Source organism: Burkholderia sp. BCC0097, assembly GCF_902832985.1.
GTDB lineage: Bacteria > Pseudomonadota > Gammaproteobacteria > Burkholderiales > Burkholderiaceae > Burkholderia > Burkholderia orbicola.
Genome location: NZ_CADFDM010000004.1, coordinates 334,826 through 348,727, shown reverse-complemented (window position 1 = coordinate 348,727; position 13,902 = coordinate 334,826). Strand labels below are relative to the sequence as shown.

At 67.8% G+C, this 13,902-nt stretch carries 13 protein-coding genes and 1 riboswitch; of the genes, 3 read left to right on the top strand and 10 right to left on the bottom strand.

Annotated elements, in window-relative coordinates; translation table 11 throughout:
* From HWX07_RS15310 to HWX07_RS15300, 3 genes are all read right to left on the bottom strand, one after another.
* Positions 1-1,491, bottom strand: a complete 1,491-nt coding sequence (locus HWX07_RS15310) for a TolC family protein (RefSeq protein ID WP_175876777.1) — start codon at positions 1,489-1,491, stop codon at positions 1-3.
* A complete protein-coding gene (locus HWX07_RS15305; RefSeq protein WP_175876776.1) occupies positions 1,488-1,757 on the bottom strand; it encodes a hypothetical protein in 270 nt (89 codons plus the stop codon). Before HWX07_RS15305 ends, HWX07_RS15310 begins: the two co-directional genes overlap by 4 nt.
* An 88-nt stretch (positions 1,758-1,845) precedes the next feature.
* Entirely contained in the window at positions 1,846-2,202 is a 357-nt protein-coding gene (locus HWX07_RS15300; RefSeq protein ID WP_175876775.1) for a hypothetical protein, read from the bottom strand.
* A gap of 232 nt (positions 2,203-2,434) precedes the next feature.
* Between HWX07_RS15300 and HWX07_RS15295 the strand changes: the two genes are divergently transcribed.
* Positions 2,435-3,106, top strand: a complete 672-nt coding sequence (locus tag HWX07_RS15295; protein ID WP_012338817.1) for a heavy metal response regulator transcription factor — start codon at positions 2,435-2,437, stop codon at positions 3,104-3,106.
* On the top strand, positions 3,103-4,512 hold the full coding sequence (locus HWX07_RS15290) for a heavy metal sensor histidine kinase (RefSeq protein ID WP_175876774.1): 1,410 nt from the start codon (positions 3,103-3,105) through the stop codon (positions 4,510-4,512). Before HWX07_RS15295 ends, HWX07_RS15290 begins: the two co-directional genes overlap by 4 nt.
* A gap of 23 nt (positions 4,513-4,535) precedes the next feature.
* On the opposite strand, the gene HWX07_RS15285 is transcribed toward HWX07_RS15290, so the two are convergent.
* From HWX07_RS15285 to HWX07_RS15270, 4 genes are all read right to left on the bottom strand, one after another.
* Complete coding sequence (locus tag HWX07_RS15285; protein WP_175876773.1) at positions 4,536-5,744, bottom strand: MFS transporter; 1,209 nt, start codon at positions 5,742-5,744, stop codon at positions 4,536-4,538.
* A gap of 91 nt (positions 5,745-5,835) precedes the next feature.
* Entirely contained in the window at positions 5,836-6,021 is a 186-nt protein-coding gene (locus HWX07_RS15280) for a DUF1289 domain-containing protein (protein WP_006479855.1), read from the bottom strand.
* Positions 6,022-6,023: 2 nt separating this feature from the next.
* Positions 6,024-7,040, bottom strand: a complete 1,017-nt coding sequence (gene dmeF, locus HWX07_RS15275; RefSeq protein ID WP_175876772.1) for a CDF family Co(II)/Ni(II) efflux transporter DmeF — start codon at positions 7,038-7,040, stop codon at positions 6,024-6,026.
* 12 nt (positions 7,041-7,052) lie between these two features.
* Complete coding sequence (locus tag HWX07_RS15270) at positions 7,053-7,328, bottom strand: metal/formaldehyde-sensitive transcriptional repressor (protein ID WP_011548394.1); 276 nt, start codon at positions 7,326-7,328, stop codon at positions 7,053-7,055.
* 116 nt (positions 7,329-7,444) lie between these two features.
* Positions 7,445-7,613, top strand: a riboswitch (yybP-ykoY riboswitch).
* A gap of 69 nt (positions 7,614-7,682) precedes the next feature.
* Between HWX07_RS15270 and HWX07_RS15265 the strand changes: the two genes are divergently transcribed.
* A complete protein-coding gene (locus HWX07_RS15265; protein WP_175876771.1) occupies positions 7,683-8,693 on the top strand; it encodes a sodium:calcium antiporter in 1,011 nt (336 codons plus the stop codon).
* Between the two features lie 95 nt (positions 8,694-8,788).
* Here HWX07_RS15265 and HWX07_RS15260 read toward each other — a convergent pair whose 3' ends face one another.
* From HWX07_RS15260 to HWX07_RS15250, 3 genes are read right to left on the bottom strand one after another with little or no spacing between them, the layout of a single operon-like run.
* Positions 8,789-9,157, bottom strand: a complete 369-nt coding sequence (locus tag HWX07_RS15260) for a copper-binding protein (protein ID WP_006484513.1) — start codon at positions 9,155-9,157, stop codon at positions 8,789-8,791.
* Entirely contained in the window at positions 9,154-12,360 is a 3,207-nt protein-coding gene (locus tag HWX07_RS15255; RefSeq protein ID WP_175876770.1) for an efflux RND transporter permease subunit, read from the bottom strand. The genes HWX07_RS15260 and HWX07_RS15255 overlap by 4 nt, the downstream gene beginning before the upstream one ends.
* A complete protein-coding gene (locus HWX07_RS15250; protein WP_175876769.1) occupies positions 12,357-13,892 on the bottom strand; it encodes an efflux RND transporter periplasmic adaptor subunit in 1,536 nt (511 codons plus the stop codon). Before HWX07_RS15250 ends, HWX07_RS15255 begins: the two co-directional genes overlap by 4 nt.
* Positions 13,893-13,902: the final 10 nt, after the last annotated feature.

Below are 13,902 nucleotides of genomic sequence, written 5' to 3'. Positions count from 1 at the left end.
TCAATGACCTTCCGGATGCGGTTGCGTGGCGGGCGCCGACGGCGCCTCGGGAATGGAAGCCGGCTGCGGCGCAGCGTCTGCGTCGGGTATGGATTCGGATGCGGATTCGGCGGAATGCGTCGCGCCCGGTGACGGCAACCGGCCGCCGACGGCCATCTGCAGATCGGTTTCCGCAAGCCAGTAGTCCTTCAGCGCATCGATGTAGCCGTTGACCGAGCCGACCTGTTCGCGCGCATCGGTCAGCAGCTCGAACACGCTCGCGAGCATCCCGTTGTAGCGCAGCAGCAGTTCGTCGGAGATCCTCTTGCGCAGCGGCACGACCTCGTCGCGATAGTGCGTCGCGACGTCGTAGCTCGTCACGTACGCCGCATACGATTCGCGTACTTCCGAGCGTGCATCGATGGCCGTTTTCGCGAGCCGGTTCGCGGATTGCATATAGATCGCCTCGGCGCGCGCGACCTTGGCTCCGCCCCAGTCGAACAGCGGAATCTCGATGCTGATCTCGTAGCCGTGCTCGTGGCCCTTGCCGGTTTCGTAGTCGTTCACGTAGCCCAGCTCGACCGCGTTGACGAAGCGCGTGGCCTTGCTCAGGCCGAGCGACGACGCGACGCCCTGCGTCTGCAGCTTCGCGGCCTGGACGTCGAGGCGATTGCCCATCGCGAAGCGTTCGAGGTCGGGCAGGTTCGGGCGCGCCTTCGGCAAATCCGGCAAGCGCTCGGGCAGCGCGTACCGCGTACGCTCGCCCCACAGCCCCATCGCGCGCGTGAGCTTCTCGCGTGCGGCGACGGCCTGCTGCCGCGCCTTCGCGTGCTGCGCGACCGCATCGGCATGAAACGCCTGTTCACGGGCGTAGTCGAGCCGGCTGAAGTTGCCGGCCTGCCGCATGCGCAGTGCGAGTTCGGCTGCAGCGCTCGCGGCGTCGCGCACCTGCTGCGCATAGTGTGCGGCCTGCTCGGCGGCGACGGCCTCGACATACGCGCGGCGCGCGTCGGCGGCGACCTTCAGCATCGCATCGGCCGTTTCGAGCTTGGTCTGCTCGAAACGGCGGCGTTCGATCTTCGTTGCGAGCGGCATCGTCAGCAGCGCGAACACGTTCGCCGAGAACGTGCGGCCGAGCGTCAGCTCGCCGGCGCCGGCACGCGTGCGGCTGAATGCGAAGCGCGGGTTCGGCAACCGGCCGGCCTGCACGAGGTCGGCCTCCGACAGCCCGAGTTCCGCGTACGACGCCTGCAGCCCGCGGTTGTTCAGCAACGCGACCTGCACCGCGTCGTCCATCGACAGCGGCTTGCCGAGCAGTTCCTTCGTCCGCTGGTCGACCGCTTCGCGGTCGGCGTCGGTCCTCACCACCACCGCGTCCTTTCCGATGCGTTCCGATGCAGCCGACGACACGGCGTCGAACCCGCCATCCTTCGAAAACGTCGTGCAGCCCGCGAGAAACGCCAGCGCGATCGCGGCCGCGCCGATCCTCGGTGATATCGCCAGCGTCGTCATCGCGTGGCCCCTCCGTGCGTCGAATGGGAGGCGGCGTTGCCGGTCGTGCGCCCTTTCGCGGGCCGCTCCATCACGTCCCGGTTCAGTTGCTTCCAGCCCGGGCCTGCGTCGTCCCGATACGGCCGGTAGCCGTCGAACACGGACGTCACGGTGACGTCCGGCACCGACGCGGCGGCGTCCGCCGGATCGGGAAAAAGGGTTTGCGCGGGCGCGAGCGACGGCACGAGGGCCACCGCGCCCAACAGCGCCGCAATGATCAATCGCATGAACATGTCTCGTCGTAAGTCGTCCGGCGCGCCTGATGCGGCCGCCGGAGCGGATGGCGGATCGCGGCGCATCGGCCGCGGGCAGCGACTAGGCGGGCATCCGGCGCGGCGGCCGGTCGATGCCGCCCGTCAGGAACGACACGCCCCCGGCCGAGCGCGGAGGCGCGACGATCGTGACGCCGACGCTCGCCGCGGCGGGCACCGCGGCCGCACTCGACATCCCCGTGCCGAAGCAGCAGGACACGCACGCGGCACATGACGACGCATGCCGCGCGTGATCGCCGTGATCATGCTGGCCATCCTGCGCGGCCGCCATCGCATGCGACGCCGTTTCCTCTTGCGGCACGGCGGCGCCCGCGCACTGCATCGAAACCGCCGCCAACGACGGGATCGACAGGCTCAGCGCAAGCAACACGACGACGAGAAATGTGCGCCAGTACGACATGGATGCGAGATCAGACAGACAGCGATCGTTAGGGCCGGCGCGTGGCACAACGGCGCGCTCCGGGGACAAGACGGTCGCAGCTTATCGCCATCGCGGTGACGGCGGCATGGCCGAAACATGGCCGGCTTTTCATGACAATTCCGTCATCCGCCGGTCATCCTTCACGCACGCGCGCTGCCGTAAGCTCCGGCGTTACACTGACCGGCTGGAATCACGGACAGCCTGCCTCACCATGCGGATACTGATAGTCGAAGACGAACCCAAGATGGCGTCATACCTCCGGAAGGGGTTGACGGAGGCGAGCTACACGGTCGACGTCGCGGAAAACGGCCAGGACGGCCTGTTCCTCGCCTTGCACGAGGATTTCGACCTGATCGTGCTCGACGTGATGCTGCCCGCGCTGGACGGCTTCGAGGTGCTCAGGCGGCTGCGCGCGCAAAAGCAGACGCCCGTGCTGCTGCTCACGGCCCGCGAGGCGATCGAGGACAAGGTCGCCGGGCTCGAACTCGGCGCCGACGATTACCTGCTCAAACCATTCGCGTATGCCGAATTCCTCGCGCGCATCCGCTCGCTGCTGCGGCGCGCGCCGCGCAACGTGCGCGACATCCTGCACGTCGCCGATCTCGAAATCGACCTGCTCAAGCGCCGCGTGCGGCGCGCGGACACTCGCATCGACCTGACCGCGCAGGAATTCGCGCTGCTGCAGTTGCTCGCGGAACGCGAAGGCGAGGTGTTGACGCGCACCTTCATCACGTCGCAGATCTGGGACATGAATTTCGACAGCGACACGAACGTCGTCGACGCGGCGATCAAGCGCCTGCGCGCAAAGATCGACAACGCATACGAGAAGAAGCTGATCCACACGATCCGAGGCATGGGCTACGTGCTCGAGGATCGTTCGTGACCGCGCGCCCCGCTGCGTATTCGCTGCTGCGGCGCCTGACGCTCGCGTTCGCCGCCGTCGCGGCGCTGGTGTTCGCGCTGACCGGCGCGTACCTCTACCGCTCGCTGTCCGCCGAATTGACACGGCGCGACGACATCGAGATCTCGGCCAAGCTCAATCAGTTCCTGCAACTCGCACGCGCCAGCGGATCGACGGCCGCGCTGCGTGCCGATCCGGCCGTGTTCCACGACGTGCTGCTGTCGCATCCGGGCGTGTATCTCGGCATCTACGATGCGCAACACCGGCCGCTCGTCGAGCATTCCGACGAAGCCGGCAACTCGCTTGCGTCGGTGATCTCGGCCTCGCATCCGGCTGGCAGCGCCGATGGGCCGTTCACGTGCGCGCCGTCCGGCATCGGCACGTCGCGCTGCGTGTATGCGCGCGAAACGCTGCCGTCCGGCGAAGCGATCCAGGTCGCGCTCGCGCGCACCGCAACCGATCGGCAATCGCTGCTCGAAAGCTATCGCGTCGACATCTGGCTCGCGGCGGCCGTCGGTGCGCTGCTGGTCGGCGCGCTCGGCTACGCGGTCGCGTCGCGCGGGCTGCGCCCGGTCGAGAGCCTCGGCCGGCAGACGTCGCGCATCGAGGCGCACAACCTGAACGCGCGCCTCGACGCGCGCGGCGGCCCGGTCGAATTGCGCGAGCTCGCGACGTCGGTAAACCGGATGCTCGACCGCCTCGAACGCGCGTTCGTGCGGCTGTCGCAGTTCTCGTCCGATCTCGCGCACGACATGCGCACGCCGCTCGCGAACGTGATCAGCTCGTCGCAGATCACGCTGTCGCGGGCGCGCACGACCGACGAATATGAAGCGCTGATCGAATCGAACATCGAGGAATGCGAACGGCTGCAGCGGATGATCGAGAACATGCTGTTTCTCGCGCGTACCGACAATGCGCGGCAGCACCTGAAGACCGCCGAACTCGATGCGGGCAGCGAACTGCGCCGGCTCGCGTCGTATTTCCAGGCGCTGGCCGACGAGGCCGGCGTGCGCATCGACGTGCACGGCGAAGCGCCGGTCGTCGCGGACGCGACACTGTTCCGGCGCGCGGTAAGCAACCTCACGTCGAATGCGCTCGAACACGCGCAAGCCGCGTCGACGATCGAACTGGCCGTGTCCGTACAAGGCAGCTACGCCGTCGTCGAAGTCACGAATCGCGGCATCCCAATTCCGCCCGAACAGGTCGAGCGGATCTTCGAGCGCTTCTACCGGATCGATTCGTCGCGGCACGGCGCGGCGCGCAACGCGGGGCTCGGGCTCGCGATCGTGAAGTCGATCATCGAGCTGCATCGCGGCAAGGTGGAAGTCGCGAGCCGCGACGGGCGCACGACGTTCGCGCTGTACTTTCCGCGCGGTACCGATAATTAGGTCATGCGCCGCCGCATTCGGCGCTAGCGATCCTGCACCGCGCCGAACGACGTGCGCACGCATACGAGCAGCACGATGGTCGCCGCGCTGAATACGGCCCCCGCGTAAAACGTGGCGGCGGCGCCCACCCGGTCCCACAGGGCACCCGCGACGACGCTCGATACGAGCGTGACGATGCCGCTGATCAGGTTGAACACGCCGAACGCCGTCCCTCTCAATTCGGCCGGCGCGGCCTGCGCGACCATCGTCGCGAGCAACCCTTGCGTCATGCCCATATGGAGACCCCACAGCGCGACGCCGACGAGCACGGTCGGCCAGTGCGCGCCGTGCGCCAGCACGATATCGGCGGCGATCAGCAGCGCGAGCCCGACCACCATCAGTTTCGTGTGGCTCGTCGTATCGGCGAGCTTGCCGAACGGGTAAGCCGACAATGCGTATACGACGTTCATCGCGACCATCACGAGCGGCACGAGCGCGACGGGCACGCCGCTGCCCATCGCGCGCAGCACCAGGAATGCCTCGCTGAAACGCGCCAGCGCGAACACGCCGCCGACGGCCACGACCCACCAGTAGCGCGCGCCGAGTTGCGCGACGACCTCGCGGCGAATCGGATTGACGCGCTTCTCGCCCGGCGCACGCGCCGGTTCGTCGATGCCGATCGCGAGCAGCGCCACGGCGAGCACGCCGGGGATCACGGCCAGCCAGAACGCGAGGCGGAAATCGTCGCGCCACATCAGCATGATGACGACGGCCAGCAACGGCCCGAGGAACGCGCCCACCGTGTCGAGCGACTGACGCAACCCGTACGCGGCGCCGCGCAGGTGAACGGGCGTGACGTCGGCGACGAGCGCATCGCGCGGCGCGCCGCGAATCCCCTTGCCGACGCGGTCGACGATCCGCGCCGTGACCACGACGCCGATCGTCGGCGCGATCGCGAACAGCGGCTTGCTGAGCGCGCCGAGCGCGTAGCCGGCCACCGCGAGCCATTTGCGATTGCGCAGATAGTCGCTCAGCGTGCCGGAGAACACCTTGACGACCGGCGACGTCGCCTCGGCGATCCCCTCGATCAGGCCGATCGTCGTCGCACTCGCCCCGAGCCCCGTCATCAGGAACATCGGCAACAGGCTGTGGATGATTTCGGACGACACGTCCATCAGCAGGCTGACACAGCCGAGCACCCACACGCTGCGCGGAATCTGCCGAAGAATGCCGGTCGATGAGTCGGTCTGCATGGGTCGCCCCCGGTTCAGGAATCGTGACGCTGACTGCCCGCGATGCTACTGCAGTCCCGTGACACGATCGCAGGTTGCGCGCGCGTCCTGGTTATTCCGCCGCGTCGCGCCGGAGTTTCGCCTGCCGGCGCGTGCGGTCGTTGAGGATCTGGTGCCGGCGATGGTCGGTCAGCTTCTTCCAGTCGCGCGCCTCGTCGCGCGTGCGCAGGCAGCCGACGCAAAAGCCGGTGCGGCCGTCGAACGCGCACAGCTCGATACACGGCGATTTCACGGCCACGATCAGGCCGCCTTCGCGGGTGTCAGCACTTCGACGGTCACGTGCGACACGCCGTCGAACCCCGCGATCAGCGCATGATAAAAGCGCGCGTCGCGCGCGGTGTCGCCGGATTCGACCGACACGATCGCGCTCATGTGCCCGGGGCCCACGCGCCACACATGGAGATCGTTGACCTTGTCGCCGAGCGCCTCGATCGCGCGGCGCACGTTGTCCGTCAGCTTGCGATCGACGTTGACGTCGAGCAGGATTCCGCCCGTATCGCGCATCAGCCCGTACGCCCAGTTGGCGATCACCAGCGCGCCGACGATGCCCGCGAGCGGGTCCATCCAGACCCAGCCGAACGCACGCGCGAGCAGCAGGCCGACGATCGCCAGCACCGACACGGCCGCGTCGGCGATCACGTGAACGTAGGCCGACCGGATGTTGTGATCGCGATGCGCGGCCGCCGAGTGCGAACCGTGAGCATGACGCGCGTGTTGGGCGTCGTCGTGGTCAGCGTCATGGCGATCGTCGTGCCCATGCGCATGATGATGGCCGTGATCATGCCCGTGATGGTGATCGCCGCTCAGCAGCCATACGCTGGCGAGGTTCACGGCGAGCCCCAGCACGGCGATCGGAATCGCTTCGTCGAAGCGAATCGGCACGGGCGCCAGCAGGCGCGCGATCGCCTCATAGCCGATCAGCAACGCAATCATCGCCAGCACGATCGCGCTCGTGAAGCCGGCCAGGTCGCCGAGCTTGCCGGTGCCGAACACGAAGCGCGGATCGTCGGCGTGCCGGCGCGCATAGGTATAGGCCAGCGCGGCAATCAGCATCGCGCCCGCGTGCGTCGACATGTGCAGCCCGTCGGCGACCAGCGCGAGCGACCCGAACAGCGTGCCGCCGACGATCTCGGCGATCATCATCGCCGTGCACAGGCCGATGACCATCCACGTCTTCCGCTCGTTGCGCGCATGTGCGGCGCCCAGAAACGCGTGACTGTGCGCGCCGCCGGCCGCCGGGCTCTTGAATTCGTTCATGTTTCGATCCGCTTACTTGAAATAGCTGTGCACGACCTCGATGAGTTGCTCGGTCGCGCTGCCTTCGTGCGCATCGGGCGTGTCCGCATCGACGAGATGCGACCGGATGTGGTCTTCCAGCACAACGGCCAGCAGGCCGTTCATCGCGCCGCGGCAGCTCGTGATCAGTTGCAGCACGTCGTTGCAGCCGCGCTCGTCTTCCAGCGCCCGCTCGATCGCCTCGACCTGTCCCTTGATACGGCGCACGCGGTTCAGCAGCTTCTGTTTTTCACGAACGGTATGACTCATCGATGACTCCTGTATAGGGTAGGGGAGTATATCTCCGAAGCACTGCCCCTATAGGGTGGAGGGGTATATTTTTTCGAGACGAAGGCTTGTCGAAAGAAAACCGCTCGGCTAGACTGCTTTCCGTCTTTGGGGAGTAGCCTGCTTTCCGTCCCCCGGAAAGCGAACGCGTCAACACACTCGGCCTGCGGCCGTGGCGCGTTCGGCCTGATCGGCTTGGCGAGACCATCGGCACATCGCGTCGTTCCTGGTCGGACGTCGGCGGATGTGTCATGGTTCGTCAGCGTCCGACCACGGAGTCCCCATGTTCCTTCCCGCTCGCCTTTCCTACGCCACCGCTGCCCGCGGAGGTGCCGCATGACTTTCATGTTCGTCGAACTCGCGTTCATGCTGGTCGTCATCCTCGTCGCGGCCGAAGTCTTCACCAATGCGCTCGAACATCTCGGCGAACGCCTGAAGATTTCCGAAGGCGTGACCGGTTCGCTGTTCGCGGCCGTCGGCACCGCGCTGCCCGAAACGATGGTGCCGCTGCTCGCGCTGGCCGGCGGCACGTCGAACCAGGCCGTGAACGAGGAGATCGGGGTCGGCGCGATTCTCGGCGCGCCGCTGATGCTCGCGACGCTCACCACGTTCCTGATGACGCTCGCCGTGATCCGCTCGCGCGGGCCGGGCGGCACGATCACACCCGAACGCACGGGCTTCGTGCGCGACATGAACACCTTCCTCGCCGCCTTCTCGCTGGCGACCGTCGCGATGTTCGTCCCGCATCACAACTGGGCCGTGCGCGCGCTGCTCGCCGCGATGCTGGTCGGCCTCTACGTGATGTACGTCGTGCTGACGTTCCGCGCGTCGACCCGGCTCGTCGATGCCGGGCACGGCACCGAGGCGCCGCACGCGATGTTGCTGTCGCGCATCGGCCTGCCGACCAACCTCGCGACGATCGTGCTGCAACTGCTGATCGGCGTCGCGCTGCTGGTCGGCGGCGCGAAAGGCTTCATTCACGGCGTGGAAGGCGTGTCGCACGTGCTCGGCGTGTCGGCGCTGCTGCTGTCGTTGATCATCGTGCCGATCGCGACGGAGCTGCCGGAAAAGGTCAACAGCGTGCTGTGGATTCGCCGCGGGAAAGACACGCTCGCGTTCGGCAACATCACCGGCGCGATGGTGTTCCAGGGCACGCTGCTGCCGGCGATCGGCATCATGCTGACGCCGTGGGAGCCGCGCCCCGAAGTGCTGACCGGCGTGATCATCACGCTCGCGGCGGCGGCGTGGCTGCGCGTCAATGCACGCACGCGCGGGCTCGCGATCTGGGCGTTGCTCGCGAATGGCGCGGGTTATGCGGGGTATCTGGCGGTGACGCTGGCGCGCTGAACACCGGTCGGGCGCGCCGGCCGACCAACACGTCGGCGCGGCGCGCTTCACGGCGCCGGATGCGGGCGGCGGCTGCGACGCCCGCATCCGGACGATCAGGAACCCTTGACGAGTTTGACGATCGTCAACGTGCCGTCGACTTTCTCGATCCGCACCTTGACCTTGTCGCCCGCATGCGCTTGCGCGAGCATCGCCGCATCCTTCGCCTTGAACGCCATCGTCATCGGCGGCATCCCGACGTTCTGCAGCGCGCCGTGCTTCAACGTGATCTTGCCGCTCGCGGCATCGACCTTCTTCACTTCGGCGTCGGTCAGCGCGGCGTTCGATTCCGCCGCGCCGTCCGACGACATCTTCATGCCGGACATGTCCATGTTCGACATCTCGCCGGCGGCAAGCGCCGGTACCGCGAAAGCACTCAGCGCGACGACAGCGGTTGCAGCGGCGATCAATTGATTCATCTTCATCGTGATTCTCCGGTGTGAAGGGGTGGCACGTTCGTGCCGGAAGGAACTGCATCGGAATGCCGCGTGCGGTCCGCGCTTCGCGCACGACGGCGCTGAAGCAGAAGCCACGCGGCGGGAATGACGAACATCGACAGCAGCGGCGCCGTGACCATGCCGCCGACCATCGGCGCGGCGATGCGCTGCATGACTTCGGAACCGGCGCCGTGGCCGATCATGATCGGCACGAGGCCGGCGAGCACGACGGCGACCGTCATCGCCTTCGGCCGCACGCGCAGCACCGCGCCTTCGCGAATCGCGTCGAGCAGCAACGCATCGGTCGGCGGTTCGCCGGCATCGAGCCGGCGCTGCAGCGCGCCCTTCAGGTACAGCAGCATCACCACGCCGAATTCGGCCGCCACGCCCGCCAGCGCGATGAACCCGACCGATGTCGCGACGGACACCGCGTGGCCGAGCGCCCATACGAGCCAGAATCCGCCGACCAGCGCGAACGGCACCGTCGACATCAGCAGCAACGCGTCGGCCGCCGAATCGAACGTGACGAACAGCAGCACGAAGATCACGACGAGCGTGACGGGCACGACGGTGCGCAACGTCGCCGCCGCGCGTTCGAGATACTCGAACTGTCCCGACCACGCGATCGAATAGCCGGGCGGCAACGCGACCTGCCGCGCGACGGCCTGCTGCATCGCACGAACCGCCGTGCTCAGGTCGACCCCGCGGAGATCGACGTACACGTAGCCGGACAGCCGTGCGTTCTCGCTGCGGATCATCGGCGGCCCGTCGGCGATCGCGACACGCGCGACGTCGCCGAGGCGAATCTGCGCGCCGCGCGCGGTGACGACCGGCAGTTGCCGCAAGTTCTCGAGCGAATCGCGGATCTCGCGCGGATAGCGGATGTTGATCGGGAAACGCTCGCGCCCGGCGATCACTTCGCCGACGTCCTCGCCGCCGATCGCCGACGACACGACCGACTGGATATCCGCCACCGTCAGCCCGTAACGCGCGGCGGCGAGCCGATCGATGTCGACGTCGACGTAGCGGCCGCCGTTCAGCCGCTCCGCGAGCGCGGACGTCACGCCCGGCACGCGCTTCACGGCGGCCTCGACCTGCGTCGCGATCGCGTCGATTCCCGTCAGGTCCGGCCCGGAAATCTTCACGCCGACCGGCGTCTTGATCCCGGTGGACAGCATGTCGAGCCGGTTGCGGATCGGCGGCACCCATACGTTCGACAGGCCCGGCACCCTCACCGTCCGGTCGAGTTCGTCGACGAGCTTCTCCGGCGTCATGCCCGGTCGCCATGTGCTGCGCGGCTTGAAGCGGATCGTCGTCTCGAACATCTCGAGCGGCGCGGGGTCGGTCGCGGTATCGGCTCGGCCCGACTTGCCGAACACCGTGTCGACCTCGGGCACGGTCTTGATCAGCCGGTCGGTCTGCTGCAGCAGCTCGCTCGCCTTGTCCGCCGAGATGCCCGGCAGCGCGGTCGGCATGTACAGCAAGTCGCCTTCGTCGAGCGGCGGCATGAATTCGCCACCGAGCCGCGACAACGGCACGGCCGTCAGCACGAGCGCAACCACCGCGACGCCAATCGCGGCCCACGGGCGCCGCAGCGTCGCTTCGAGCAGCGGCCGGTACAGGCGGATCAGCACGCGATTGATCGGGTTCGCGTGCTCGTGCGGAATGCGGCCGCGCACCAGATAGCCCATCAGCACCGGCACCAGCGTCACCGACAACCCGGCGGCGGCCGCGATCGTATAGGTCTTTGTGAACGCCAGCGGCGCGAACAGCTTGCCCTCCTGTCCTTGCAGCGAAAACACCGGAACGAACGACAGCGTGATGATCAGCAGCGAGAAGAACAGCGCGGGGCCGACCTCCGCCGCCGACGCCGCGACGAGTTCCCAGCGGCGCGCGGCAGTGATCGGCTCGCCGGGATGCGCGCGGTCGTACGCTTCCAGATGCTTGTGCGCATTCTCGATCATCACGATCGCCGCGTCGATCATCGCACCGATCGCGATCGCGATCCCCCCGAGCGACATCAGGTTGGCATTCACGCCCTGGTAGCGCATCACGATGAACGCGGCCAATACGCCGAGCGGCAGCGACAGGATCGCGACCAGCGCGCTGCGCAGATGGAACAGGAATACCGCGCAAACGACACCGACGATGACGAATTCCTCGATCAGCTTGTCCGTCAGGTTGTCGACCGCACGCGCGATCAGTTGCGATCGGTCGTAGGTCGTGACGATCTCGACGCCCGGCGGCAGCGAACGCTTGAGGTCGGCGAGCTTCGCCTTCACCGCGTCGATCGTCGTCAACGCGTTCTTGCCCGAGCGCATCACGACGACACCGCCCGTCACTTCGCCCTGCCCGTTCAGTTCCGCGATACCGCGCCGCATCGCCGGGCCGACCTGGATGCGTGCGACGTCGCCGAGCAGGACCGGCGTGCCGGTGTCGTCGGTGCGCAGCACGACGTGACGGAAATCGTCGAGCGTGCGCAGGTAGCCGGACGACCGCACCATGTACTCCGACTCGGCCAGCTCGACGACCGAGCCGCCGGAGGCCTGGTTGGCCTTGCCGAGCGCCTCCGCGACCGCCGCCTGCGTGATGCCGTATGCGCGCAGCCTGTCCGGGTCCAGCACGACCTGGTACTGGCGCACCATGCCGCCGATGCTCGCGACTTCGGAGACGTCCGGCACGGCCTTCAGTTCGAACTTCAGGAACCAGTCGTTGAGCGCGCGCAACTGGCCGAGATCGTGATGGCCGGTGCGATCGACGAGCGCGTACTCGTATACCCAGCCGACGCCGGTCGCATCGGGCCCAAGCGACACGGTCGCGCCCGCCGGCAGGCGACTCTGCACCTGGCTCAGGTATTCGAGCACGCGCGAGCGCGCCCAGTACGGATCGGTGCGGTCGTCGAACAGCACGTAGACGAACGCGTCGCCGAACGACGAGTAAGCGCGCACGGTTTTCGCGCCGGGCACGCCGAGCAGCGTCGTCGTCAGCGGATAGGTCACCTGATCCTCGACGACCTGCGGCGCCTTGCCCGGATACGACGCCTTCACGATCACCTGCGTGTCCGACAGGTCGGGCAATGCGTCGAGCGGTGTCTGCCGCAGCGAATGCACGCCCCATGCCGCGAGCAGCACGGTGGCCAGCAGCACCAGAAACCGATGATGGACGGACCAGTGAATGAGGCGCGCGATCATCGCTCACCTCCCTGCGGCTCGACCTTCGTCAGCCGGTAGCCGTCGTCGGCCTGCGTGAACGCGAAACGCACGGTCTGCCCCGGCTTCACGTCCGGAAACGCGTGCGCCGACGGCTTGCCGAACGCCATCGTCATCGCGCCCCAGCCGAGCGCCGGCACCGGCTGATGCGAGAACGTGATGTCGTCGGCCGTGACCTTCTCCACCTTGCCGGTGGTTTCGTAGACCGGCGCGCTTGCCGTCGCGGACGACGCGGCCGAGCTTGCTCCTGCCGCCCGCTCCAGCCGCGGCAGCACGCTTTTCAGGCTGGCTTCCGAATCGATCAGGAACTGCCCCGATGCGACAACCGTATCGCCTTCGTTCAACCCGCCGAGCACTTCCGTATCGCCGCCGACGTCGTTGCCGACCGTCACCGACACCGGCTGGAGCCGGCCGTCGCCGAGCTTCGCGATGACGATCGTGCGCTGGCCGGTCGCGATCACGGCCTCGGACGGCACGAGCAGGCGCGACGCCTTCTCCTGCGCGGCAACCTTCACGCGCATCAGCATGCCGGGCGTGAGCCTCAGCGATGCGTTGTCGATCTCCACGCGCGCCTGCAGCGTGCGGCTGCCCGTGCTGATGCCGGGCAGCACTTCGCGGATGCGTCCGCTGAAATGCCGGGCCGGATCGCCCGCGAACGTCGCGTCGACCGACATCCCCGGCTGCACGTTCAAAGCGAGCGCTTCCGGCACCTCGACGATCAGCCACAGCGTCGACAGCCCGGCAATCTTCGCGAGCGTCTGGCCGGGCGCGACCATCGCGCCGTCGCGCACGTTCAGCTCGCTGACGACGCCCGTCTCCGGCGCACTCAGCACGACGTGCGTCTGCGCGCGGCCGGTGTGATCGAGGGTCGCGATCATGCCGTCCGGAATCGACAACGCCCGCATCCGTGCGCGCGCCGCATCGAGCAGGCTGCCGTCCATGCCGCCGCGCTTCAGCGCGAGATATTCCTCCTGCGGCGCGAGCCAGTCGGGCACGAACAGCGATGCGACCGGCGCGCCCTTCGCAATGCGCTGCATCGGCGCGCGCGCATACAGACGGTCGATGTAGCCCGTGACGCGCGACTGCACGACCTCCACGCGCGCTTCGTCGAACTGCGTGGTGCCCACCGCGTCGAAGCCGGCCGCCGTCTGCTGCCGACGCACGGTCGCATAGCGGATGCCGAGGTTCTGCTGCAGGCCCGGATCGATCCGGATGCCTGCCGCGGCACCGCCTTCGTCCGCATAGACCGGCTGCAACTGCATGTCCATGAACGGCGATTTGCCCGGCTTGTCGAAGTGCTGGTTCGGCACCATCGGGTCGTGCCAGTACAGCACCTTGCGTGCGGCCTGCTGAGCCGGCACACCCGACGGTACGCCCGACGGCGCAGCGGCGGGCGTGGCGGCCGTCGCCGCGCCGTTCGTTGCATGGCGAACGCCCGCGAAATAGCCGGCCCCGACGAGCACCGCGCCGGCGGATGCGATCAACGCCGCACGCATCAGTGATTGCCTTGTCATGAGCGTCTCC

Coding starts and splice junctions, on each gene's coding strand:
- HWX07_RS15310 (WP_175876777.1), bottom strand. CDS start 1,491: ATGACGACGCTGGCGATATCACCGAGGATCGGCGCGGCCGCGATCGCG.
- HWX07_RS15305 (WP_175876776.1), bottom strand. CDS start 1,757: ATGCGATTGATCATTGCGGCGCTGTTGGGCGCGGTGGCCCTCGTGCCG.
- HWX07_RS15300 (WP_175876775.1), bottom strand. CDS start 2,202: ATGTCGTACTGGCGCACATTTCTCGTCGTCGTGTTGCTTGCGCTGAGC.
- HWX07_RS15295 (WP_012338817.1), top strand. CDS start 2,435: ATGCGGATACTGATAGTCGAAGACGAACCCAAGATGGCGTCATACCTC.
- HWX07_RS15285 (WP_175876773.1), bottom strand. CDS start 5,744: ATGCAGACCGACTCATCGACCGGCATTCTTCGGCAGATTCCGCGCAGC.
- dmeF (WP_175876772.1), bottom strand. CDS start 7,040: ATGAACGAATTCAAGAGCCCGGCGGCCGGCGGCGCGCACAGTCACGCG.
- HWX07_RS15270 (WP_011548394.1), bottom strand. CDS start 7,328: ATGAGTCATACCGTTCGTGAAAAACAGAAGCTGCTGAACCGCGTGCGC.
- HWX07_RS15265 (WP_175876771.1), top strand. CDS start 7,683: ATGACTTTCATGTTCGTCGAACTCGCGTTCATGCTGGTCGTCATCCTC.
- HWX07_RS15260 (WP_006484513.1), bottom strand. CDS start 9,157: ATGAAGATGAATCAATTGATCGCCGCTGCAACCGCTGTCGTCGCGCTG.
- HWX07_RS15255 (WP_175876770.1), bottom strand. CDS start 12,360: ATGATCGCGCGCCTCATTCACTGGTCCGTCCATCATCGGTTTCTGGTG.
- HWX07_RS15250 (WP_175876769.1), bottom strand. CDS start 13,892: ATGACAAGGCAATCACTGATGCGTGCGGCGTTGATCGCATCCGCCGGC.